The organism is Bacteroides nordii, assembly GCF_019930665.1.
Taxonomy (GTDB): domain Bacteria; phylum Bacteroidota; class Bacteroidia; order Bacteroidales; family Bacteroidaceae; genus Bacteroides; species Bacteroides nordii.
Genome location: NZ_CP082886.1, coordinates 3,435,274 through 3,461,507 on the forward strand (window position 1 = coordinate 3,435,274; position 26,234 = coordinate 3,461,507).

Below are 26,234 nucleotides of genomic sequence, written 5' to 3' on the forward strand. Positions count from 1 at the left end.
TTTTATAGAGTTAGAATACAAGATTTACACCAAGGGTATATTTTCTACTCATAGGATATGTACTATAATCCACCCCTGCTCTTGTTGTAGAATTACCATAACTATTCGTTTCAGGAGATACACCCGGATAATTGTCAAAGGTTGCCACATTATCCAATGAAACATATACTTTAGCTTTTTTCAGGAAAGACTTTTTCAATAAGTCATTGGGTAAAGTATATGACAAGGTGATATTCTTGATTCTCAAGTAAGTGGTATCGTAGATACGTAAGTCTGAATTATTCTCATAAGTAGAATTACGGTTATAGATGTTGGGGGTTGTACCATCCCATGACATATCTACACCTAAATAGTAAGGAGTAGGATCTCCGCGATCTCCGTAAACAGCCTGATAATCGGGTTTCCAGCAACGTACCCAATGCGAGAACTGGTTAACTCCCGGAGAACCATAGTCCAAAGAACGTTGTCCAAGGAACATAACATCACCACCAATCTGTCCCTGAATCAAGACACTCAACTCAAAGTTCTTATAAGAGAAACGGTTTGTTATACCATAAATGACATCAGGGATATTATTTCCGTAAGGCACCAGATCGTCTTCTGTGATTACTCCGTCACCTACCAGTTTTCCGTCGACCATTTTAGTAGGTTGGTCCACCATCTTCACATTACCAATACGCTGACCTTTGTATACAGGTACCAGAGGTTTGTTTTCATCCGGAGTACCATCTGCTTTCTTTTCAAAATCATCTGCTGTCAAGATACCATTCGTGCGGTAGCAATAGAACTGTGATACCGGTCCGCCTACGCGGGTTATGAACTTACCATCCCACATTGAATCGGTGAAACTATCGATACCTCCCATGTCCAGCACTTTATTCTGGTTACCGGAAAGATTCAGAGAAGTAGACCATTTGAATGTACCTGTCAGATTGTGACTTGTTATGTCCAACTCCCATCCTTTATTCTGAATGGATCCCAAGTTGGTACGGATTCTGTCATAACCACTGGTCATTACAATAGGCAGATTAAACAACAGGTTATCGGTCTTGTTAATATAATAGTCAAAATTGAACTGCAAACGGTTATTGAAAGCAGAGAAATCCAATCCGAAATCAAGACTGGCTGTACTCTCCCACTTCAAATCTTCATTCTTCAGATTTTTAGGAGCCATACCAGCCTGAAGTGTATTGCCATAAGCCGAGTTATCAGTAGTCAGCACTGACAGATAATCGTAATATCCAATGCGGTCATTACCCGATTTTCCCCAGGATGCTCTAAGTTTTAATAAAGAGATCCATTTTACAGAGCTCAGGAATGACTCTTCATTGAGTTTCCATCCTGCCGAGAATGACGGGAACCATCCCCAACGATTGTTTGCACCGAAACGTGAAGAACCGTCATTACGTACGGTTACATTAAGCAAATACTTTTCTTTATAATTATAACTTACACGACCAAAGAAAGAAGCCGTACGCACCTGGTATTTTTCCGTAGAAGCCCTTTTTGCCAAAGTAGCCACATTCAGTGTCGGAATGTTCTCCAACGGCCATCCGGTTGCTTCACCATCAATACGATACTTATCAGTTGCATCAGCACTCTGCCCCAACATAACATTCAGGGCATGTTTGTTACCATACAAAGCGTCATAAGTCAGAGTGTTCTGAATAGACCAGCTATTATTGCTTTGAGAATTACTTTTTCCCAGAGTTACATTATTGTTATTGTAGGTAACATTGCCCGGAACATAGTACTCATATACCCTGCCGTCATAACTATAATTATACTGTGACTTGAACACAAGGCCTTTCATAAAAGTAATCTCAGCCCAGGCGGATGCTGCTGCCTTATTCTGCACTGTTTGATCCAGTGTTTCTTTCAAACGCTCCAAAGGGTTAGGATATACGGTAATACCTAAATCCGGATATCCCCAGTCACGGGTAGCTTCATCCAGTTTTACAATCGGTGCCTGCATCAAAGCGTGCTGAATAACAGTCTCTTTGCCCTGCGCCTCTTTATTATCCTGCTTACTACGTGAAGCGGAAATATTAGCGCCTACTTTTAAATAATCCGAGAGATTCAATGTTCCGTTCAAGCGGAAGTTAATACGGTTATAGTAGGTCTCTTTAATGATACCCTTCTGATCATAATAACCTCCTGAAAAATAGATCGTTCCCATCTTATGTTTACCCGATGCAGACAACTGATAGCTCTGTACAGGCGCAACCTGAGTAATTGCTTTTTGCCAATCTGTAGTCACCAAGTCCGGATCTAACCAGGAATCCGGAATCTTATTTGCATCGGCACGTGCGCTCATAGGGTCACTCATTGAACCTCCACTACGCAAATGGTCGTTGTTTCTCTTCCAGATATTGAAAGCCAGCCATTCTTTGGCATCCATCATACTAACATATTTCTCCGGATCTTGCAGACCATAGAAACCGTCAAATGTAACAGCCGGTTTGTCACTACCTTGCTTCGTTTCGATCAGGATAACCCCGTTTGCACCGCGGGCACCATAAATAGAAGTAGCCGAAGCATCTTTTAAAACCTGTATGGATGCCACATCAGCAGGATTGATATCACTCATGCTTTCATAGGGTACACCATCAATAACATACAGCGGATCACTGCTACCATTGATCGTATTCACACCACGAATACGTATTTGCAGTTCTTCGCCGGGAACACCGCTTGTGCTTTGTGCACGAACACCTGCCAGATTACCAGCCAATGCTTCTCCCAGTGTAGCTACAGGGCGCTCCTTGACAGCTTCGTCTGTCATTTTAGACACCGATGAAGTAAGATTCTGCTTTTTTACACTACCGTAACCAATAACGATTACTTCGTCCAACGCTTTACTATCTTCACTCAAAACCACTTTGATATTGTTCTTGCCGGAAATCTTAATGGTTTTAGTTAAATAGCCGATGTAAGAAACAACCAGAGAACCATTTTCCGGGGCATTTACCGTGAAATGTCCGTCTAAATCCGTAATGGTTCCCATGGATGTTTCTTTCACCAAAACATTTGCACCTATAACAGGCTCACCAGATGGGTCAGTTACTATTCCGGTAACCTTCATTTGTGCAAAAGCTACATCACAGATTAATAACAGTGCAGTTACCCAAATGAATCTGGAATTTGTTAGCAAAATGTGTTTTTGCATACTTAAGTTTGATTTTTGTTTTGATTAAACTTATTCTTGTTTTAATAATATAATAGATGCTATAATACATCTGATAGATAGAAGATATCTTTGAAGATATTCTGAAAGGTGGTCAGGTTAACTCGTTACTTTTTCCATACGCATTATATTTTAAGATTTCTATTAATTTCTGTTGCAAATGTATCCGCACGGTATCAATAACAGTAGGAGAATCGTATCAATCCTCTGTAGAATTGTGTCATACCTGAAAATATTTTGTAATCTGGTAAATTAGTATCACCACTGGTAGTTTTGTATAAAGGAGGTAGTAAGCCGCTTTATACAAAAAGGAAACCGATCGTTCCATTTCGTTTCATATTCATGAGAGTTTTGTCTCATCTGGATGAAACAAAACTCCCCCAAGACAAGAACAACAAAAGTATGCTATTTCATATTCTTCTGATATTCCTTAGGAGTGATCTGGAATACAGACTTAAATACTCTGGAAAAATAAGACGGATCGGAAAATCCGGTCTGGTAAGCAATCTCTGATATAGTATATTGATTCTCACGAAGCATATCAGCGGCCATTTTCATTCGTATATTCACGATCAATTTATTAGGTGAAATCCCGGAAACAGCTTTTATCTTTCTGAAAAATTGTATTCGCCCATATCCCATTTCTTCATACAAATCGCTTACTTGCAATTCAGAATCAGAAGCTTTTTCTTTTATCAGTTCTATCAGCTTATCCATAAAAGGATCCACTGCAGCAATCTCCGGCATCGGAACTTCAATAGCCGACATTTTTTCGCCAAAGAGCCGGCGGAGTTGTTCCCTGTTCTTAATAATACTTTCTATTTTAGCTTTTAAAACAGTTATATTGAACGGTTTCAATATATAGTCATCGGCCAGCACGCTATATCCCTCCTTTATATGTTCATCCAACACCTTTGCCGTGAGCATGACAAAAGGAATATGAGCAAGTTTAGGATTCGACTTTACTTGTTCACAAAATTCCAGTCCATTCATTTCCGGCATCATCACATCACTCAATATGATATCCGGAAATTTTTCGAGTGCCAGTTCCAATGCAGCACGTCCATTGGCAGCTTCAATCACTTTATAAGAAGCGGACAACTGTAATACGAGATATTTTCTCAGGTCTTCATCATCCTCCGTCACCAACACAACAGGCGCTTCGTCCGTTTCATTCGGATTCGTATCCTCCCACAAAGGTTCGCCGATTGGTTTCAGACTCTCTTTCTCTAATGCAAATGTCTTATCCACCGAATCTCCTTCGACATAAACCACGTCATCTTTTGTATACTGCTCTTTCCCCAATTGAAGCTCTATGAAAAAAGTAGTTCCCTGCCCGACAACACTTTCTGCCCAAATCTTACCATGATGCAGACTTACTACATACTTTGCCAGGTTAAGCCCGATGCCACTACCGAACATATTGGACATGCTCCCCTGTTTCACCTGGAAAAATGGATCGAATATCTTATCTATATTCTCCTGTGATATACCTTCACCATAATCCTGAACGGACAGAAGTAGTTTGTCACCTTCTACGGAAGATACCACCTTTATAACACTGTCATCCTTTGAATGCTTTATGGCATTGGACAAAAGATTAAAAATCACTTTCTCCATTAAATCGGCATCAATCCACCAGTTACTTCCGTAGTAATCATTGGTATACCGGATCACAATCCCCCGTTTCTGCAATAATTCCGAGAAACTGTCTATTCGCTCTGTCATAAAAGAGACCATATTCACATTAGACAGATTCAACTGCATGGCTCCATGTTCCATCTTCCTGAAATCCATCAGTTGATTCACCAGCAAAAGCAGCCTGTTCGAATTCTTCAATATTTGTTTCACCGAATAAACAAACTTCCGGGGCAAGGCCTCATCATACAGTATATCTTCCGCAGGTCCTTTTATCAAAGTCAACGGAGTGCGTAACTCATGAGAGAAGTTGGTGAACAACTCAATCTTCATCTTATAATCACGCTCAATATTCTCCTTTTTTATCTCTTCGATCTTCAACCGGTATTTAGCCGTCTTTTTCATATAAGAATACCGCAGAATGAGATAGATCATGAATAAAACTAAAAGAGAATATAGCATTTTGGCCCATACGGATAACCATACAGGAGGATTAACAATCAAAGGCAGACTCGTTATAGCGTCTCCCCATACTCCGTCACTACTACAAACTTTAACCTGAAACGTATAGATGCCGGCCGGCAGATTAGAATAGATCGCTTCATTTCTATTGACATAATTCCACTCCTTCTCAACCCCTTTCAAACGGTAGGCGTACTTCACACCATCCGGGAAAAGATAATCCATAGCCGAAAATTTGATCTGCACGGAAGAGTTTCCATAATTAAGTTCAATCTCTTTGAAAGCCTCGGCATTATCAAACAGAAGATGATTGGAGCCCGTAATAGAGCTCAGAGTCTCTACCTGAGAAATACGGGGTTGTAAAGCAATACCGGAAGTATTGTACAGCTCGCTCAGAAGTAATTCTACCACTCCCCCTCTACCGCCCACAAAGATATTTCCATTAGAGGCTTCCAGAAAGGAATGACCGGAAAGTTCATGAATAGGAAATCCGTTCTTATAAGTATAGTTCAAAACTTGTTGATCTTTGGTTATCCGGGAAATCCCCATTAAAGTGGCAACCCAAATCATACCGGTCTGTTTATCCTGAATAATATCATAGATGGTATTGTGTGCAATCTTATCCTGCCCGAAGAAATGAATCACCTCATTACTCTTCGAATCATACATATATAATCCGGAATCATACGTTCCAACCCATATATTCCGCTCGCTATCTTCATAAAGCACACTCACATTCTTGTTTTCAAGCTCTTTTCCTCCCCAGGGTTCACCTTTAAAATATTTAAGTTCATCATCCAGGTTACGCTGAAAGCGCCACACACCTCTGGTACGTGTTCCTACCAGCATATCTTTTCCGACAGGAAGAATGTCCTGAGTAAACATAAAACGGGTAGTACCATCGTAATTGGTTGATAGGTCAACAGAACTTTTTCGCAGAACAACATCAAATAACGATAACTCATCCTGCGCTATCCATAGCTTCCCATCCACATCTTTGGCAATAGACCGGATTTGGGAAGAAGCGGGTGAACCGATATCATAGCGTGATACCTTCCTGGTATCCAGATTCAGGACAAATGTTCCCTGATTCAGCAAATAGAATAATATTTGATTCGCCGACAACTGGTATACATAATAAATTTCAGAGTTTGTATCTATCTCCAATTGATTGTCAAGGTTTACACGATGCCACTGCCCGGTGATCAGATCAATCACAAAAATACCGGTATTACACCCCACCCATATCTGCTGTTTGTATTCAACCAATTTTCCTACTACGCGGAGAGGTTCTTTACGAATTTCCGAATGGAACAAGTAGGATTTAAATTTCGTATATTTGGAGTTGAAAAGCATGGCTCCTTCATTGAAGGTTCCGATCCATAAAGACTCCTGCCGGTCCTTAAACAAACACATTTGCCGGTTCACTTTAGCCAATTCGGTAGGAAAAACACCAGAGACCGGATGAACTTTCAAAGAATTACTCACGTCCAACGCATACAATCCGTTGTCAGTGGCCAACAGCAAAGTAGAATCATTATACTCTAACAAATCATGTATCTGGGCTTGCTTAAACCCTATTTTCAAATCACTGGTATCTACTCTTTTTAAGGTATAACCGTCAGAATCAGCAATGAAAATATTTCCCAGATCGGCAGCACACCATATCCTTTGCTTTGTATCACGCATTATTTTGGAAGAGACAGGACGCTCTTCTTTATCTTTGAAAGGAGTGATAACGTTGGTTTTTATATTAAACTCCATTAATCCCTGTTGTACAATATCGATCAGCAAAGTATGTTCACCCGAAGCCGCCATCGCGTTGATATACTTCCCCCGGAAGGCTTCCACACAGGAACTTGTATTGCCTCTAAGAAAATAAAGCCCCGATTTGGTTGCTACCCAGACTGTTGAATCATTCTCCATCCAGATGTTTATAACAACTCCCCGTGGCAGTTCCCCCTGATAAGCCTGTGACAGATCTTTAAATTTACCTGTATACGGATTGAACAGCATTACTCCGTTAAAAGTCCCGATCCACATGTTACCGACCTTGTCCGGGGTTATATTGATCACATCATTGGACTGGCCTACAAACTCTTCATTATGATTATAATAAGTTTTGGACTCATATCCGTCAAACCTGTTAAGTCCATTCTTAGTTCCCATCCAGATAAACCCGAGGGAGTCCTGATAAATAGCTTTCACTGAGTTATTGGAAAGTCCATCCATCACAGTCAATGTCCTAAAAGAATAGTCATTACCCAAAGCACTTATCGACAAAAAGCTCCACCACAAGCAAAAACAAATGAGCCAGAACTTCCCGTTAATGACAATGTTTTTCATATTTCTTTCACACAATTGGTATAAACGTACGCAAATATAGGAATTAAATTAAATATCATGCGAACGCTACAAAGATAAACCTTAATAGATAAGAAACATGTGAAAATTATATCAAGTACTTGTACTTTCGTATAATAAACCTGTTTTTTTAAGCCGATAAAAGAGGGTAAAATACAAATTTACCAGAATATGGATCAGATTTCATACCTTATTAAACAGAATATTACCACTTTTGTAACCAACATTAAATAAGTTCTGAAAACATGAAAACAAGTATGAAATTCTTATTCATTTTGGGAGTAGCTGCTGTGGTCTGCGAAAGCTGTGCGGAAAGAAATGCAGATATAATCACACTAACCAATCCAACAGATACTTCCCGGCAAGACGAAGCCTGTGTAATCAAGCGCAAAGACCTGTGTGCGGAAAATCAGAAATTGGTTCCCGTACTAAAGGATAAAGGAGGACAGTATATTCCTTCCCAGTTAGACGACCTGGACGGAGACGGACTATGGGATGAACTGGCATTCGTATACAACATAAACGAAAAAGAGAAACTGACTTTACAATTAGAATGGATAGATAAAGCGAGCTACCCGGATTTCCCTGTACGCACCAATGTGCATTATGGTAAAATGAAACGCCCAGGATTGATAGAAGAGCTGACAACCGATATGCATGGAAAAGAAAACCTGGCACGAGGTGGAGACGATAACAACCCTTATCCCTACCAGACAGACGGTCCATCATGGGAAAATGACAAAATGGGATTCCGCCATTACTTTGACGGGCGAAATTGTAGAGATGTGTTTGGAAAAAGAATACCCGATCTTGTGCTCGATACAGTAGGTATCCGTCCTGACGGAACTCCGGGTGATACCTATCACGTTCTCCGCCCCTGGGGGAGAGACATTATGAGTGCCGCCAACTCTTTCGGACTGGGAGGTATAGCTGTTCAATTGCCCGATACCCTTTTACGTATGGGAGTTACTATAGAAGAAACTGTAGATAATGTGGACTCAACACGTTACTCACTTGTTTGTAAAGGCCCTGTGCGCTCTATCTTTAAATTAGACTTTTATGGATGGCAAATGGGGAATACCAAAGTCGACGTACATGAAACAATGACTATTTGGGCAGGAAAGTATGGATATGAAAATGAGATAACAACTTCTCCTCTACCCGATAACGCAGTATTGGTAACAGGAATTGTAGGAAACTTCAACGATATGCCTCAAAGACTGGAGACTTATGATCGGAAAGTTGTTTCTATGAGTACGCATGACCGGCAAACTTACAATAAGGAGTGGTATATGGGGATGAGTCTCATTATGCCGGTAAGCAACTATTCCGATGTCTTTAATGCGCCCGACAAGGGTTCGGATATCCTGAAAACGTGGTGTGTAAAAATGAAACCCAATGAAGAAGGAAAATACCTGTTCAATGCCTATGCCGCCTGGGAACTGGCAGACGAACAATTTACGAACAGGGATTATTATATGAATATGATTGATAGCTATGCCCGGAATATGGTAAATCCGGTTGTAGTGGAAATATCCAAATAAGTTTATTGTAATCAGATTGTTTCAGGGAGGTATTAGCGAGAGGGTAACAAAAGTAAAACTCGCTATTATTAAAACGCAGATGATCGCTAATTGACGCAAAGAATAAATGAATATTTGCGATAAGTTGCGTGAATCTGCGTTTACGATATTATACATTGATAGCTTTCTCAGACTTTTTGGCACACCCTCCTGTGTATAAAATACCAATTTAAAACAGCCCTGTCTCTTCTGTACCGGATAAAAAAACAGGAGCAGTACCATTTGGCTCCTACCCCTGTTCTTATTTCTTAAAAGACTTGTTGACTTATTCTTCGTCCAGCAAAATCTCCAGTATCTGGCAAGCTGCTTTCGCTACCGGTGAACCCGGGCCGAAAATAGCAGCTACACCTGCTTTATACAAGAAATCATAGTCCTGAGCAGGAATTACACCACCGGCAATCACGATAATATCTTCGCGGCCCAACTTCTTCAATTCGTCAATGATCTGCGGAATCAGTGTCTTGTGTCCGGCAGCCAATGAAGAAACGCCCACTACGTGAACATCGTTTTCAACAGCTTCGCGGGCAGCTTCAGCCGGAGTCTGGAACAACGGTCCCATATCTACATCGAAACCACAGTCGGCATAGCCGGTTGCTACTACTTTGGCACCACGGTCGTGACCGTCCTGTCCCATTTTTGCAATCATGATACGAGGTTGACGTCCCTCTTTCTTCGCAAACTTCTCGGCCAGTTCACAAGCACGCTTGAAGTCGCTGTCATTTTTACTTTCTGATGAATACACTCCTGATATAGTTCTGATTACTGCTTTATACCGTCCTACAATCTTCTCGCATGCGTAAGAGATTTCACCCAGTGTAGCACGAACACGAGCAGCTTCTACAGCCAGCTCCAGTAAGTTACCTTCTTTGGTTTCCACGCACTTGGTGATAGCTTCGAGGGCCTTCTGTACTTCAGCTTCGTTACGTCCTTCTTTCAAACGTTTCAGGTTCTCAATCTGCTCCAGACGAACAGCCGTATTATCAATTTCAAGAATATCAATCGGAGCTTCTTTCTCCAAACGATACTTGTTCACACCTACGATAGTCTGTGAACCGGAGTCAATACGAGCCTGTGTACGGGCAGCAGCCTCTTCAATACGCATTTTAGGAATACCGGTTTCGATTGCTTTCGCCATACCACCCAACTTCTCTACCTCTTCAATCAGTTCCCATGCCTTATGAGCAAGAGCATTGGTTAAAGATTCTACATAATAAGAGCCACCCCATGGGTCAACGTTCTTACAGATATACGTTTCTTCCTGAATATAAATCTGAGTATTACGGGCAATACGTGCGGAGAAGTCTGTCGGCAAAGCAATAGCCTCATCCAGCGCATTGGTATGTAACGACTGAGTATGTCCCAGCGCAGCAGCCATTGCCTCGATACAGGTACGCCCTACGTTGTTGAACGGGTCCTGCTCGGTCAGTGACCAACCGGAAGTCTGCGAGTGAGTACGCAATGCCAATGATTTGGGGTTCTTGGGATTGAACTGTTTTACAATCTTAGCCCACAACATACGGGCGGCACGCATCTTGGCTATTTCCATAAAATGGTTGGTTCCGATAGCCCAGAAGAAAGACAGACGAGGAGCAAAGGCATCGATATCAATGCCGGCAGCCGTACCAGCACGAAGGTATTCCAGACCATCGGCCAGTGTATAAGCCAACTCAATATCGGCTGTTGCACCTGCTTCCTGCATGTGGTAACCCGAAATAGAGATAGAGTTGAACTTCGGCATCTTCTGTGAAGTATATTCAAAGATATCAGAGATAATCTTCATAGAGAATGCAGGCGGATAAATATAGGTGTTACGCACCATGAATTCCTTCAGAATATCATTCTGAATGGTTCCCGCCATCTCTTCCAACTGTGCACCTTGTTCAAGGCCGGCATTAATATAAAAAGCCAGAATCGGAAGAACCGCACCGTTCATTGTCATAGATACAGACATCTTGTTCAAGGGAATACCATCAAACAGGACTTTCATATTCTCAAGCGAACAAATAGATACACCGGCTTTACCGACGTCACCTACTACACGTTCGTGATCGGGGTCGTAGCCGCGGTGCGTAGCAAGGTCGAATGCTACCGACAAACCTTTCTGGCCGGAAGCCAAGTTACGACGATAGAAAGCATTGGATTCCTCGGCAGTAGAGAATCCGGCATACTGACGGATTGTCCAGGGACGAAGGGTGTACATCACTGAATATGGACCACGCAGATAAGGAGGGAGTCCGGCTGCATATTCCAGATGCTCCATACCTTCAAGGTCTTCTTTTGTATAAACAGGCTTCACACTGATGTGCTCCGGAGTCTTCCAGTTACTTTCGATTCCGTTAGCCTTTTGCCACTCTGCACCGTTAGCGGGCTGAAATGCGGCATATATATCTAAGTTCTTAAAATCTTTTCTCATCTTTTTCTTTAGTTTTTTAGTTTTCAAGATCATTAGTTCTTAAGTTCCAGGTACAGGACTCGCAAACCCACAAACTTAAAAACTTATCAGCTTAAAAACTTGTCAACTCAATAACTTCGCGTTAAACTCTTTTAGTGTATCGAGTACGTTGACACGCACATGAATGAAGTTTTCAATACCTGCGGCTTTCAATTCGTCCATGCAGGCAGGAGCACCGGCCACAATGAACATCGCACGGCCATTCACTGCCTTGAAGGCAGGGATAGCATATTCTGCATATTCATCGTCACTGGAACAAAGTACTACAATATCAGCCTTAGCAGCCATTGCAGCCTCTACACCAGCTTCAACAGATTCAAATCCTAAGTTATCAATCACCTCATATCCGGCACAAGCCAGGAAGTTACATGAATATTGTGCACGTGCCTGACGCATAGCCAAGTTACCAATGGTCAACATGAATGCTTTAGGACGTTTACCGGAAGCCTCCGTTTCAAGACGCAATGCTTCAAACTCACTGGCAGCACGATCAAAGTTCAGTGTAGTCACCTCTTTTTCACAGGTATCGTGTCCGCCACAGCAGCATTTTGCTTCTACCGGTTTCTTTTCACCTGCTTTTTCGTTGAAGTTCGGGAACTGATTGGTACCCAACAGAATTTCACGACGCTGTGCTACAGCTTTGTGGCGGGCTTTATTACTCTCATTCACAGCAGCCTGTACCGTACCGGCTTTGAGAGCAGCATAGAATCCACCTTCTTCTTCTACAGCCAGGAAAAGCTCCCATGCTTGTTTGGCAATGGATACTGTCAGATTTTCGATATAATAAGAACCTGCAGCCGGGTCAACCACTTTATCGAAGTGAGACTCTTCTTTCAGCAACAATTGCTGATTACGGGCCATACGCTCAGAGAATTCATCCGGAGTCTCATAAGTTTTGTCAAACGGGACAACCGTCATTGAATCTACACCTGCCAAAGCAGCACTCATCGCCTCTGTCTGTGTACGCAACAAGTTCACATGAGCATCAAACAAAGTGAGGTTGAAAGTAGAAGTTTCGGCATGTACCCTCATCTTGGCAGCGCAACGACATTCGCCGTTTGCTCCTTTATTATCGCAATCGCGCAGACATTCGGGATTATAGGAAGCTACAATATTGGCCCATAGCATACGGGCAGCACGGAATTTAGCTATTTCAAGAAAGTAATTAGAACTAATGCCGAAGTTAAATTTAATCTTCTTCGCTACTATAGCAGCAGGTACTCCGGCCTCAGTGAGCTGACTCATATATTCATTACCCCAAGCGAGTGCATATCCTAATTCCTGAGAGATATAAGCACCTGCATTATTCAGCGAAAGTGCATTTACATTGAGTACACGATAGAAAGGTAATGGTTGAATGGCTTCAATCAGGGCTTTTGCCGTCTGAACCATGTCCCCTTTCTCCTTACCTTTAGAGAGCATTTTGTTGAAGTAGTCAAAGTTGATAGATCCCTGCAACTTCTTCAAATCATAATCTTTCTTTTGGAAATAAGCTACCAGAAGATTGGCCAGTTCTACCACATGACCCTGACAGGTAGAGAAGTTGAGTTCAACACATTCTGCGCAAATATCGTTCAATAAAGTCTCAATATAAGCTGCATTAAGTTCTTTTGCTTTTACATGGAAAGAGAGAGAGTCGATACCCTTATTCAATATATCAAGTGCCTTGGTATTTGCTTCTTGGGGGGATTCTACTTTGATTTCCTGACGAACCAACCATTCGTTACTGTCTTTTTTCGTTCCTCTCAGATAAGGAAATTCTCCGGGAAGTGCATCGGTTGTTTTCAATCCTTCAAGGTCTTCCATACGATAGAAAGGTTTTACCTTGAATCCTTCGTTTGTCTTCCAAACGAGTTTCTTCTCAAAATCAGCACCTTTAAGGTCGGATGTGACTTTCTCCATCCACTTTTCGGTGGGCACAGGAGAAAAATCTGAGAAGAGCTTTTCTTTACTGTCTGCCATAGTTTATTGTAAGTTTAAAACAAGATTAATATTATCTTTATCTTAATGAATCTTTCTAAGTGCTGCCAATAGTCTCACAAAGATAGACAAATACTTCTAATGCAATACTTTTTTTAGGGAAAATTCGCACAGCCGGATAGCAAGGTGTCATCAACAAATAAAAGAGAGAATTTGTTTGATTACCTGCTTTGTTATGACTAATTTTGCGGCAATTTTAATAAAAAACTACTATGGATTGGATACAAAGTCTATTATGGGATCCCAGCTCCGTAGCACACATCGTCTTTCTTTATGCCTTTGTGATAGCTGCCGGAGTACTCTTAGGGAAGATTAAAATCTTCGGAGTTTCATTGGGAGTTACCTTTGTTTTGTTCACCGGTATCCTGATGGGACACTTTGGATTTACCGGCGACATACACATTCTGCATTTCATCCGCGAGTTCGGATTGATATTGTTCGTGTTCTGTATCGGCTTACAGGTGGGGCCCAGTTTCTTCTCTTCATTCAAAAAAGGAGGAATGACACTCAATCTGCTGGCTGTAGGTATTGTGGTATTGAATATTGCTGTGGCGTTGACTATCTATTTCATTGCCAACGGCCGTATTGAATTGCCGATGATGGTGGGTATCTTATATGGTGCCGTAACGAATACACCGGGACTTGGTGCTGCACAGGAAGCATTGACACAACTCAACTACAACGGGCCTCAGATAGCCTTGGGATATGCATGTGCTTATCCGTTGGGGGTAGTTGGCATCATTGGTTCCATCATTGCCATTCGTTACCTTTTCCGTATCAACCTTGCGAAAGAGGAAGAAGAACTCAAGAATCAGGATGCCGAACATATGAAACACAAGCCTCATCTGATGAGCCTTGAGGTACGTAATGAATCGATAGATGGTAAAAGACTGATTCAGGTAAAGGATTTTCTCGGACGTCCTTTTGTCTGTTCACGCATCCGGCACGAAGGGCACGTCAGTATTCCCAATCATGAAACCGAATTCCATATGGGTGACCAGGTCTTTATTGTTTGTTCTGAAGAAGATGTAGAGGCCATCATTGCTTTCATCGGAAAAGAGGTACAGGTGGACTGGGAAAAGCAAGACATGCCGATGGTATCACGCCGTATCCTGATCACTAAATCTGATATTAACGGTAAAAAATTGGGAGATATGCATTTCCGAAGTATGTTCGGAGTGAACATTACCCGCGTCAACCGTTCGGGTATGGACTTGTTTGCCGACCCGCACCTTACTTTACAGGTAGGTGACCGCGTCATGGTAGTAGGCCAGCAGGATGCTGTAGAGCGTGTGGCAAGTGTACTTGGTAACTCATTGAAGCGCCTGGACCATCCGAATATCGTGACTATCTTCGTAGGTATTTTCTTAGGTATCCTCCTGGGTAGTCTGCCGATTGCTTTCCCGGGCATGCCAACACCGGTAAAACTTGGTTTGGCAGGTGGTCCGTTGGTGGTGGCTATTCTGATCGGCCGCTTTGGATACAAACTTCATTTGGTTACTTATACAACAATGAGTGCCAACCTGATGCTACGTGAGATAGGTATTGTATTATTCCTGGCTAGTGTGGGTATCGAAGCGGGAGCAAACTTCGTACACACGGTGGTAGAAGGAGACGGTTTATTGTATGTGGGTTATGGCTTCCTCATTACCGTTATTCCATTGCTGATTATCGGGGCAATTGCACGTCTATATTATAAGGTGAATTATTTCACACTAATGGGGCTTATTGCCGGTAGTAACACCGACCCTCCCGCATTGGCTTATTCCAATCAGGCTTCAAATAATGATGCACCTGCCGTGGGATACTCTACTGTCTATCCGCTGACTATGTTTCTGCGCATTCTGGCAGGGCAAATGATATTGCTGCTGATGATGTAATTATTTAATTGACAGTGGACAGTTGACAATTGACAGTTACTATGCAGCATGATAGCGCACTAACTGTCAACTGTCAACTGTCAATTGTCAACTGTCAATTCGACTACAGTTTCAGTTTCCTGGCAACGAACTCTTCTATAAACCTTACCGTTTCTTCAACGCCTAACACAGAAGAATCAATGCAAAGATGATAGGTTGCTGCTGCTCCCCAGGTTTTATAGCTATAATAGTTATAATATTCCGAACGCTTCTTATCCGCCTTCTCCATCATTCCTTCAGCATCTTCTTCACTGATGCCATGTATGCTTCGAAGCCGCGCGATACGGTCTTCTTTCGATGCAGATATAAAGATGTTGACACAACGAGGATGTTCACGCAAAATATAATCGGCACAGCGTCCGACGAATAGGCAGGATTTGGTTGCCGCCAGATTACGGATAACATCACTCTGAATTTTAAAGAGAGCATCATTGCTCAGACAATTGGTACAGGGCATAGCCCCGTCACTGATAAAAGGAAAGCGCATCCCAAACAATCCGCCTATAATGCCTTGCGAAGCCTTCTCATCGGCTTTCTCGAAGAACTCCCGGCAAAGTCCACTCTCTTCCGAAGCGAGATTAATCAACTCTTTATCATAAAAGTCGATTCCTAACCGGGCTGCCAGCCTCTCGCCTATATCTTTTCCGCCACTACCTAACTGACGACCGATATTAATAACATAATTACTACTCATAGTATATTTGTATATTGGTTCTGAAGCAAACATACGGAATATTTCTGAAAAGAAGAAAAATAATGTGCTAATTATTCAATGTGCCAATATGCCAATTGGCTGCGCTGTGGCGGAGCATTGCTTAGTGCATAAGTGATCCGAAATGAATCAGTTCACCACAGAGGACACGGAGGGCACAGAGATATTATTTTCTCTGATAAAACGCGGATAATCACAGAATTCTAAGACCTGCGCAAATATTTGTGCAGGTCTTAGAATTCTGTGTTTCAATAAAGATTTAAACTCTGTGCCCTCTGCGACCTCTGTGGTGAAATACCATACAGAAATGAACTATAATTTACCACATCTTGTTTTTCACTATCGATTCGGATTATTTATTACCAAATGGTAACTTTTCTCTCCATTTCTTGCCATACCTTTGCAGTATGAAAAAGAAAGAGAATATAGAAATGAAGGACAGTATCGACTTTGGGAGCATGGATATCTCTAAGTTGTTCCGTAAGTTATTAATACCAACAGTATTAGGGATGGTTTTCTCCGCTGTATTTGTAATAACAGATGGGATCTTTGTAGGCAAAGGTATAGGAAGCGACGCACTGGCAGCTGTAAATATTACCGCCCCTCTGTTTATGATTACTACCGGAGTAGGGTTAATGTTTGGGGTGGGAGCTTCTGTAGTTGCATCCATCCACTTATCGCACGGTAAACGTAAAGTAGCAGGTATTAATATCACACAGGCACTTGTGTTTTCATCTTTGCTGATACTTATCTTATCGGCACTTTGTTACTATTTCGTAGAACCGGTAGGCAGATTATTAGGAAGCTCGGAACGACTGTTGCCGCTGGTAGTAGAATACATGAACTGGTATGTCCCGTTCCTCACCTTCTATCTGTTGCTCAACGCAGGTATGTTCTTTGTGCGCCTGGATGGAGCGCCCAACTATGCCATGTGGTGTAATGCCATTGCGGCAGTTAGCAATATCGTACTCGATTACGTCTTTATTTTCATCTTCGGATGGGGATTGATGGGAGCGGCATTTGCCACAAGTTTGGGAACAATGATAGGAGGATTGATGATACTTATTTATCTGCTACGTTTCTCGCGAACCTTCAAGCTTCATCCCGTCAAATTGAGCCGGAAAAGCAGGCAGTTGACTTTCCGCAACATCGGTTATATGGTAAAACTGGGTTCTTCGGCATTCGTCAGTGAGGCCTCGATAGCCTGCATGATGTTTCTAGGCAATTATGTATTCATCCGTCATCTGGGCGAAGACGGAGTAGCAGCCTTCAGTATCGTTTGCTATTTCTTCCCCATTATATTTATGGTGTACAATGCTATTGCACAATCGGCACAACCCATTATAAGTTACAACTTCGGAGCAGGCAGCAGCAAGCGGGTACAACAGACCTTCCGCCTCTCTATAAAGACCGCTCTCTTTTGCGGCATCTGCTTTTTTATAGTAACCGTTTTGTGCAACCGCAACATTGTGTCGTTATTTATCGACCGCAGCTATGGTGCTTATGACATCGCTGTAGCGGGAATACCATACTTCGCTATCGGATACCTCTTTTTTGCCTTCAACATTGTAGGCATTGGTTATTACCAAAGCATCGAACGGGCACACAGGGCTACGATTATCACCCTGCTGCGTGGTGTGGTATTTATGCTCATCGGCTTCTTAGCATTACCTCATTTCTTTGGGGTACCGGGCATTTGGCTGGCCGTTCCGTTGGCCGAACTATTGACTTTTCTCTATATTGTAGCAATTTATCTGAAAGATCGTTTCTTGTCCCACCGGGGAAATGTATCTTTGCAGCATGGAAACGTTTGAAGAGAAATTCCGGAACAGATATCAACTGTCTGAAGCAGATGCATCAGCATTGCTGAGCCACATGGAAGAGGTACGGTTTAAAAAGAAAGAGGTAATTGTTCAGGAAGGAACAAAGAATACAAATCTCTATCTTATAAAAGAAGGTATCTGGCGGGAGCATTATCTAAAGGATGGCGTAGACACCAGCATTTGGTTTGCCTCGAAAGGCGAAGCGGCTTTCTCTGTATGGGGATATGTGGACAACTCTTATTCACAAATAAGCATAGAGGCGATGTCTGACAGCATCGCCTATTGCATTTCAAAAGCTGCATTAAATGAGTTGTATTCTACTTCTATCGGTCTGGCCAACTTAGGTAGACGGCTCATGGAGCACCAACTGCTGACTACCGAAAACTGGCTGATCAGCGCCGGCAGCCCAAGAGCCAAAGAACGGTACCTGACACTCATAAAAGAAACGCCGGAATTGTTGCTGCATGTACCGTTGAAGTACATTGCATCGTATCTATGGATCACACCACAATCATTGAGCCGAATAAGGGCGGGGATAGGAAAGGGGAAATAAGAACCTCTTTATTAAAGCTGTTCTATCTCTTCTCTTGTTAAGCCGGATATTTGAGCAATGGTTTCGACAGGCAAATTGAGCGCTTTCATATTACGCGCAATAGCTCTTTTCTCTTCCTGACGTCCTTCTTGCCGTCCTTCCTGCAAGCCTTTCTCTCTTCCTTCCTGCAAACCCTCTTCTCTTCCTTCCTGCAAACCCTCAAGTTTAGCGGTTCCTAACACATCATTTTGTATCATGATTGCGTCGATATGCCTATCATAGGCTTGTCTGTCGGCTGGCTCCATATTATAATAGATCAGTTTCTTTCGTGCCTCTTCCAATCCCGGTGCTTTGGTGTCGGGACGGATACTGCCGGTTTTGAGATACTCTATCCACTCTTCCAGCGGAGTGACAGCTACTTTATTGAACTCATTGACACGGATAAGGAAATACTCCGGGAATATTTCGGCCGGTAGTTTACGCACAATGGCCCCTTTCTCTTTAGTGGTCACTTGCAGAAAGTCTCCGGTATGTACACCTACAAAAGCGTTCTGACCATGATAGAGGTAGTCATTACCCTGTCCTATGTCAAAATAGAGAATACTGATAGAGTATACTTTTTTGACGTCGGAGTAGATACTGCCCAGCTCAATGTGTTCGGTTATGGCTTTCGCCACTCCATATAGAATGCGTTCCAAGTAGTAGAGTTCACGAGTGTTTTGTATCTCAACAATGATAATCTCATCCTTACTGTTGCGGGCTTTGATGTCTACCCGGTTGAATTTATCTTCTTCACTTTGCTGGTTGCTTTCGCTTTCAAGTATCTCCAGAATATGAATATCCTCGCCCAATAGTACGGTAAGAAACCCTTCAAGCACGCCAAAATTGGCTTTGTTCCTGAGTAAGCGCTTCGCTGCCCAGTCAAATCGGATGTATCTGTCTTTCTGTCCCATAATGATCCTTCTTTTCACTTTCTACAAAGATACGCATTAATCGGAAAGAATGCAGAAGAAGAGAAGAAAAAAGAGACGAACGGAGTTTTTCAACGTTTCTATCCAAGGCTCATCTTTCTGAATTGACGGAACTGCCACCAAAGCATAATCCCCGAAACAAGGCTCGCTGCCAGATCAGATACCGGCATGCTTACCCATACGCCTGTCTGCCCATAGTATTGCGGGAGAATAAGCAAACAGGGAATGAGGAATAACATCTGCCGGGTGAGCGACAAGAAAATAGCTTTGCCTGCCATACCGATACTCTGAAAGAAATTGGATGCAACCATCTGGAACCCCACAATAGGGAAGAACATCACGACAATACGGTATCCTTCTGCCGCAAGCTGTATAAGCTCGGCGTCGGAAGTGAAGATGGAGGCAAGCAGATCGGGGATAAACATGCCAAGCAGAAAACCGGTAGTGGTAACAATAGTCGCTCCTATAATAGTCAGTTTCAGTACGCGGGTGACACGCGGATATTGCCGGGCACCAAAGTTATAACCGGCAATGGGCTGCATCCCCTGGTTCAATCCTAACACAATCATTACAAAGACAAAAACCAGCCGGTTGACTATACCAAAGGCTCCGATAGCAAGGTCGCCTCCATGACGTTTCAGCCCCTGATTAATAAGAATCACAATAAAGCAGGAAGCGAGATTCATCAGGAAGGGAGACATGCCGATGGCAAGAGAATCGAATACGATCTTACGCTTCAGACGGAAAATGCCCCGGTGGAAATGTAGCAATTCGTTCTTATTACTAAATAACCTGAACTGCCACAACAACGAAATAACTTGTGCTACAATCGTAGCAATGGCAGCTCCGCGAATCCCCCAATCAAAGACGAAGATAAATACCGGATCGAGTATGGTATTAATGACTACTGTAGCAATAGTGGCATACATCGCTTTCTGAGGATGCCCCGCAGAACGAAGCACCGCGTTCAAACCCAGATAAAGATGGGTAATGACGTTGCCCAGCAGAATCACCTCCATATAATCACGGGCATACCCGATAGTAGCCTCACTCCCTCCGAAGAAGTAAAGGATGGGATCGAGAAACAGTAACGTGAGAACGGTAAATGCCAGACCGATTATGATATTCAGCACCAGCACATTGCCAAGAACCCGTTGGGCTGTGTCATAATCTTTCTGCCCGAGTTTCACAGAAACCAGCGTGGCAGCCCCTACCCCTACCAACGAACCGAAAGCGGCCGCAAGATTCATCAACGGGAAAGTCAGCGCAAGGCCGGAAATAGCCATACGTCCCACTCCATGCCCGATGAAGATACTGTCTACCATGTTATAAAGAGAAGATGCAGTCATTGCGATAATAGCCGGAATGGCATACTGCATCAAAAGTTTTCCAATCTTTTCAGTACCCAACGCTGTGGGTGCCTTTTGTCCTGTTGTCATACCTGTTTCTTATATTCAGGGTGCAAAAGTAGTGTTTTTCAAAGAGGTGTACAAACGGAAGTTCACTTTTTGAAACTACGTAAAAGAGGTTATGTCTGTTTCAGTCTCACCCCGGGCAATTCGTCCATTTAACACTTGTCACAAGAAAGCACAAAACACTATCTTTATAACACAAATACCCCTTATTTACTAACAACACCCGAATACAAAATAGTATAACCAGAGAATCCGCATGAATAATACGCGCAAGAATATGCAAATTATCGCACAATAAAAGAATATACATGCAACATTCCTGCATATAAAGCCTCCTTTTGCTACCGGCAAAACTTCTGTTCCCCACCGGGGAAGGCTCCGCTCCTCACCGAGGAACACCTCGTTCCTCACCGGGGAACAACTTCTTCCTCACCGAGGAGCAATCGAAAGAGCAAAAAAAGAACTTTCTGACGCCTTTTTCGCCTATCTGACACAACAAAAAGGTACACTCACCTCTGTCATAATGAAAGAAATAGCAGAGAAATACCGCACAATAGCCCTACTTTTTCATTCATAAAGAGACAAACACACCATTATGCATCAGATAACAAGCAAAACGAATACTCCTAATCACCCTACAATCGAAAAAATAGTACCCACCCTCCGGCACACCACAACCAGCGTCTTCCTACCCCTACTTATATACATTTTGTCAATTTGACAATCTGTAATCACCGGTTTTACCCCCTTTCATTCCCCCCTCCTACCCCCCTTCGGGCAAATTAGCAGCCGGTTCATGCCGTAATATTAAAAATGTTTCGTATTTTTGCCACCAAATATTGAGTTAATACGTAACGAAATGAACCTATTAGAACTAAGTGAACAGGAAATCATCCGACGCAACAGTCTGAATGAGCTTCGTGCGATGGGCATTGAGCCTTATCCCGCAGCAGAGTATGTAACCAATGCTTTCTCTACCGATATAAAACAGGAATTCAAAGACGAAGACGAACCCCGCATGGTATCCATAGCCGGACGTATGATGAGTCGCCGCATTATGGGCAAAGCATCTTTCATTGAATTGCAGGATTCCAAAGGACGTATACAGGTGTACATCACCCGTGACGACCTCTGCCCGGGAGAAGATAAAGAGATGTATAATAGCGTATTCAAACGCCTGCTCGACTTAGGTGACTTTATCGGAATCGAAGGTTTTGTATTTCGTACACAGATGGGCGAAATCAGTATCCATGCCAAAAAGCTGACTGTACTGGCCAAGTCTATCAAACCGCTACCTATTGTAAAATACAAAGATGGTGTGGCGTACGACTCTTTTGAAGATCCCGAACTGCGCTATCGCCAACGCTATGTAGACTTGATTGTGAACGAGGGTGTAAAAGAAACATTCCTGAAACGTGCCACCATCATCAGAACCATGCGTGCCATACTGGATGAAGCCGGATATACCGAAGTAGAAACTCCGACTCTACAATCCATCCCCGGTGGAGCAAGTGCCCGTCCCTTCATCACTCACCACAACTCCTTAGACATGGACCTCTACCTGCGCATCGCTACCGAACTTTATCTGAAGCGACTGATTGTAGGCGGATTTGAAGGTGTGTATGAAATCGGGAAAAACTTCCGTAACGAAGGTATGGACAAAAACCATAATCCTGAGTTTACCTGCATAGAGTTGTACGTACAATACAAAGACTACAACTGGATGATGAGTTTCACCGAAAAATTACTGGAACGCATTTGTATTGCAGTAAACGGAAGCCCGGAAACTACCATTGACGGCAAAACAATCAGTTTCAAAGCTCCATATCGCCGTCTGCCCATTCTCGATGCTATCAAAGAAAAAACCGGATACGACCTCAACGAAAAGAGCGAAGACGAAATCCGCCAGATATGCAAGGAGCTGAACATGGAAATTGACGATACAATGGGTAAAGGCAAGCTGATAGACGAAATCTTTGGCGAATTCTGCGAAGGAACGTTTATCCAGCCCACTTTCATCACCGACTATCCGGTAGAGATGAGCCCATTAACCAAAATGCACCGCAGCAAGCCAGGGTTGACCGAACGCTTCGAACTCATGGTAAACGGCAAAGAACTGGCCAATGCATACAGTGAGCTGAATGACCCGATCGATCAGGAAGAACGCTTCAAAGACCAACTGCAACTAAGCGAAAAAGGCGACGACGAAGCTATGTTCATCGATCAGGACTTCCTCAAAGCTCTGCAATATGGCATGCCTCCGACATCAGGTATCGGTATCGGTATCGACCGCCTGACTATGCTGATGACCGGAAAGCCTTTCATTCAGGAAGTGCTGTTCTTCCCGCAGATGCGCCCGGAAAAGGTCATCAAAAAAGACCCGGATTCCAAATATACCGAATTAGGCATCCCTCAAGACTGGGTAGCAGTTATCCAAAAAGCCGGATACAACCTGGTAGAAGAGATGAAAGAAGTGAATCCGCAGAAGTTACATCAAGATATTTGCGGCATCAATAAGAAATATAAATTGGAATTGACCAATCCTTCCGTGAACGATGTCACCGAATGGATACAGAAACTTAATTAAAAATGAGAAATTAGAAATTAAACAGGGAGGGGCATCTCTCGCCTCCTCCCTTTAATTTTTAATCTTCAATCTTTAATTTCTACAATATGAAACTACCCGGTAAGATAGCGATAATGGGAGGCGGAAGCTGGGCCACAGCCATAGCCAAGATGTTCCTTGCACAAGAGGACTCTATCAATTGGTATATGCGCCGTGACGATCGTATAGCCGACTTTAAACGACTTGGACACAATCCGGCTTACCTCACTGGTGTGAAGTTTGACATGAAACGTATTAATTTCAGTTCAAACATCAATGACATCGTGAAGGAATCGGATACACTCGTCTTCGTCACCCCCTCCCCTTATTTGAAGACTCATCTCAAAAAGCTGAAAACACGCATAAGAGACAAGTTCATTATTACCGCTATCAAAGGAATTGTGCCCGACGACAATCTCATCGTATCGGAATACTTCACGAAAGAATACGGCGTTCCTCCCGAGAACATAGCAGTGTTGGCAGGTCCCTGCCACGCCGAAGAAGTAGCTTTGGAACGTCTTTCCTATCTGACCATTGCCTGTCCGGACACGGATAAAGCCCGCATCTTCGCCCGCAGGCTGGGAAGTAATTTTATAAAGACTTCCATTAGCGACGACGTATCAGGTATCGAATACAGCTCTGTACTAAAGAACGTATATGCCATCGCCGCCGGCATCTGCAGCGGATTAAAATACGGCGATAACTTCCAGGCTGTGCTTATCTCCAATGCCATACAGGAAATGAGACGTTTTCTCGACACCGTACATCCATTGAACAGAAACGTAGACGAATCTGTTTATTTAGGGGATTTGTTGGTAACGGGATACTCTAATTTTAGCCGTAATCGTACGTTTGGTACCATGATCGGCAAAGGATATTCGGTGAAGAGCGCACAGATAGAGATGGAGATGATAGCAGAAGGATATTACGGTACGAAATGTATCAAAGAGATCAATAAACACCACCATGTGAATATGCCGATACTCGATGCAGTCTACAACATTCTGTACGAACGTATATCACCAATGATCGAGATCAAGTTGCTGACAGATTCATTTAGGTGAAAAGAAGTAGCTTAGTAGTAAGTAGTCAAGTAGTTAAGTAGTAAGTAGAAGATAGTACTTGCTACTTGTTGGTAAGTAAAACCATCTCCTACTTACTACTTGACTACTTACTACTAAATCACTACTAAAAGAATATTTAAAACATATACATTATGATTAGTTTGAACATTGAAAAGACTTTGGGATTTATCTCTAAAGAAAAGGTTTCTGCCTACGAAGCTCAGGTAAAAGCCGCACAAGAAACACTAGAAAACGGTACCGGTAAAGGAAATGATTTTCTAGGATGGCTGCACTTGCCTTCTTCTATCAGCCCGGAACATCTGGCCGATCTGAAAGCTACTGCACAGGTATTGCGTGAAAATTGCGAAGTAGTGATCGTAGCCGGTATTGGTGGCAGCTACCTCGGAGCCCGCGCAGTTATCGAAGCATTGTCAAACAGCTTCACATGGTTACAGGACAAGAAAACCGCACCGGTTATCATCTACGCCGGACACAATATCGGCGAAGACTATCTGTATGAACTTACCGAATTCCTGAAAGACAAAAAATTCGGTGTCATCAATATCTCCAAATCAGGTACCACTACTGAAACTGCCCTTGCTTTCCGCCTTTTGAAAAAACAGTGCGAAGACCAGCGTGGCAAAGAGGTGGCAAAGAAAGTGATTGTAGCCGTTACAGATGCCCAGAAAGGTGCAGCACGCATCACTGCCGACAAAGAAGGATACAAATCATTTATCATCCCCGACAACGTAGGCGGACGTTTCTCCGTACTGACTCCGGTAGGTCTGCTACCTATCGCAGTGGCCGGATTTGACATTGAAAAACTGGTAGCCGGTGCTGCCGATATGGAAAAGGCTTGCGCGCTGAACGTACCCTTTGCAGAGAATCCTGCTGCTCTCTACGCTGCCACCCGCAACGAACTGTATAAGAACGGTAAAAAGATCGAAATACTCGTAAACTTCAACCCCAAATTACATTACATTGGCGAATGGTGGAAACAGCTTTACGGAGAGTCAGAAGGAAAAGAAAACAAAGGTATCTTCCCGGCTGCCGTAGATTTTTCCACCGACCTTCACTCTATGGGACAATGGATTCAGGAAGGCGAACGTACCATCTTTGAAACCGTTATCTCTGTAGATAAAGTAAACCACAAACTGGAAGTACCTTCGGACGAAGCTAACCTGGACGGATTGAACTTCCTGGCAGGCAAACGCGTAGATGAAGTGAACAAAATGGCCGAACTTGGTACTCAATTGGCCCACGTAGACGGTGGTGTACCCAATATGCGCATTGTTCTTCCCGAACTAAGCGAATATAACATCGGCGGACTGTTCTATTTCTTTGAAAAAGCTTGTGGCATCAGCGGTTATTTGCTGGGTGTGAACCCATTCAATCAACCGGGTGTAGAAGCATACAAAAAGAACATGTTTGCTCTGTTGAACAAACCGGGATACGAAGAAGAATCAAAAGCGATACAAGCAAGGCTATAAATAAAAGGCTATAATATAGAAAGGGCGGAACTTTAAA

14 protein-coding genes are annotated in these 26,234 nt (G+C 42.9%); 7 read left to right on the forward strand and 7 right to left on the reverse strand.

From position 1 onward, the window contains the following. Positions 1–10: 10 nt before the first annotated feature. Complete coding sequence (locus K8P02_RS13560) at positions 11–3,169, reverse strand: SusC/RagA family TonB-linked outer membrane protein (RefSeq protein WP_223381392.1); 3,159 nt, start codon at positions 3,167–3,169, stop codon at positions 11–13. A 423-nt stretch (positions 3,170–3,592) separates the two neighbouring features. Next, entirely contained in the window at positions 3,593–7,633 is a 4,041-nt protein-coding gene (locus K8P02_RS13565) for a hybrid sensor histidine kinase/response regulator transcription factor (protein WP_223381394.1), read from the reverse strand. A gap of 275 nt (positions 7,634–7,908) precedes the next feature. Here K8P02_RS13565 and K8P02_RS13570 point away from each other — a divergent pair, with 275 nt between their 5' ends. Further along, positions 7,909–9,195, forward strand: coding sequence for a DUF4861 domain-containing protein (locus K8P02_RS13570; protein WP_223381396.1), 1,287 nt, complete (start codon positions 7,909–7,911; stop codon positions 9,193–9,195). A 304-nt stretch (positions 9,196–9,499) separates the two neighbouring features. Here K8P02_RS13570 and scpA read toward each other — a convergent pair whose 3' ends face one another. Together scpA and mutA are read right to left on the reverse strand one after the other, a co-directional pair. Continuing rightward, a complete protein-coding gene (scpA, locus tag K8P02_RS13575) occupies positions 9,500–11,647 on the reverse strand; it encodes a methylmalonyl-CoA mutase (protein WP_195450022.1) in 2,148 nt (715 codons plus the stop codon). A 102-nt stretch (positions 11,648–11,749) separates the two neighbouring features. Continuing rightward, on the reverse strand, positions 11,750–13,648 hold the full coding sequence (gene mutA / locus K8P02_RS13580) for a methylmalonyl-CoA mutase small subunit (protein WP_223381398.1): 1,899 nt from the start codon (positions 13,646–13,648) through the stop codon (positions 11,750–11,752). A gap of 230 nt (positions 13,649–13,878) precedes the next feature. Here mutA and K8P02_RS13585 point away from each other — a divergent pair, with 230 nt between their 5' ends. Next, a complete protein-coding gene (locus tag K8P02_RS13585) occupies positions 13,879–15,546 on the forward strand; it encodes a putative transporter (RefSeq protein ID WP_007486992.1) in 1,668 nt (555 codons plus the stop codon). A 103-nt stretch (positions 15,547–15,649) separates the two neighbouring features. Here the strand turns inward: K8P02_RS13585 and K8P02_RS13590 are convergent, their stop codons facing one another. Beyond that, positions 15,650–16,312 (reverse strand): cytidylate kinase-like family protein, encoded by a 663-nt coding sequence (locus K8P02_RS13590; protein WP_025866722.1) that lies wholly within the window; start codon positions 16,310–16,312, stop codon positions 15,650–15,652. Between the two features lie 416 nt (positions 16,313–16,728). On the opposite strand from K8P02_RS13590, the gene K8P02_RS13595 reads away from it, so the two are divergent. Both K8P02_RS13595 and K8P02_RS13600 read left to right on the forward strand, forming a co-directional pair. Then, positions 16,729–18,111 (forward strand): MATE family efflux transporter, encoded by a 1,383-nt coding sequence (locus tag K8P02_RS13595; protein WP_223382429.1) that lies wholly within the window; start codon positions 16,729–16,731, stop codon positions 18,109–18,111. Further along, positions 18,098–18,673, forward strand: coding sequence for a Crp/Fnr family transcriptional regulator (locus K8P02_RS13600; protein ID WP_025866721.1), 576 nt, complete (start codon positions 18,098–18,100; stop codon positions 18,671–18,673). Before K8P02_RS13595 ends, K8P02_RS13600 begins: the two co-directional genes overlap by 14 nt. Before the next feature lie 11 nt (positions 18,674–18,684). Here the strand turns inward: K8P02_RS13600 and K8P02_RS13605 are convergent, their stop codons facing one another. Together K8P02_RS13605 and K8P02_RS13610 are read right to left on the reverse strand one after the other, a co-directional pair. Next, the gene (locus tag K8P02_RS13605) at positions 18,685–19,605 is read right to left on the reverse strand and encodes an Rpn family recombination-promoting nuclease/putative transposase (RefSeq protein ID WP_002562501.1); all 921 of its coding nucleotides are present in this window, start codon (positions 19,603–19,605) and stop codon (positions 18,685–18,687) included. A 98-nt stretch (positions 19,606–19,703) separates the two neighbouring features. Continuing rightward, complete coding sequence (locus tag K8P02_RS13610) at positions 19,704–21,062, reverse strand: MATE family efflux transporter (RefSeq protein ID WP_002562502.1); 1,359 nt, start codon at positions 21,060–21,062, stop codon at positions 19,704–19,706. Between the two features lie 835 nt (positions 21,063–21,897). Here K8P02_RS13610 and lysS point away from each other — a divergent pair. The 3 genes from lysS (at position 21,898) to K8P02_RS13625 (ending at position 26,197) form a co-directional block, all read left to right on the forward strand. Next, positions 21,898–23,625: a lysine--tRNA ligase gene (gene lysS / locus K8P02_RS13615; protein WP_044095590.1), complete on the forward strand. Its 1,728-nt coding sequence runs from the start codon at positions 21,898–21,900 to the stop codon at positions 23,623–23,625. Positions 23,626–23,711: 86 nt separating this feature from the next. Then, positions 23,712–24,707 (forward strand): NAD(P)H-dependent glycerol-3-phosphate dehydrogenase, encoded by a 996-nt coding sequence (locus tag K8P02_RS13620; protein ID WP_002562504.1) that lies wholly within the window; start codon positions 23,712–23,714, stop codon positions 24,705–24,707. Positions 24,708–24,859: 152 nt separating this feature from the next. Beyond that, on the forward strand, positions 24,860–26,197 hold the full coding sequence (locus K8P02_RS13625) for a glucose-6-phosphate isomerase (RefSeq protein WP_025866720.1): 1,338 nt from the start codon (positions 24,860–24,862) through the stop codon (positions 26,195–26,197). Positions 26,198–26,234 lie beyond the last annotated feature (37 nt).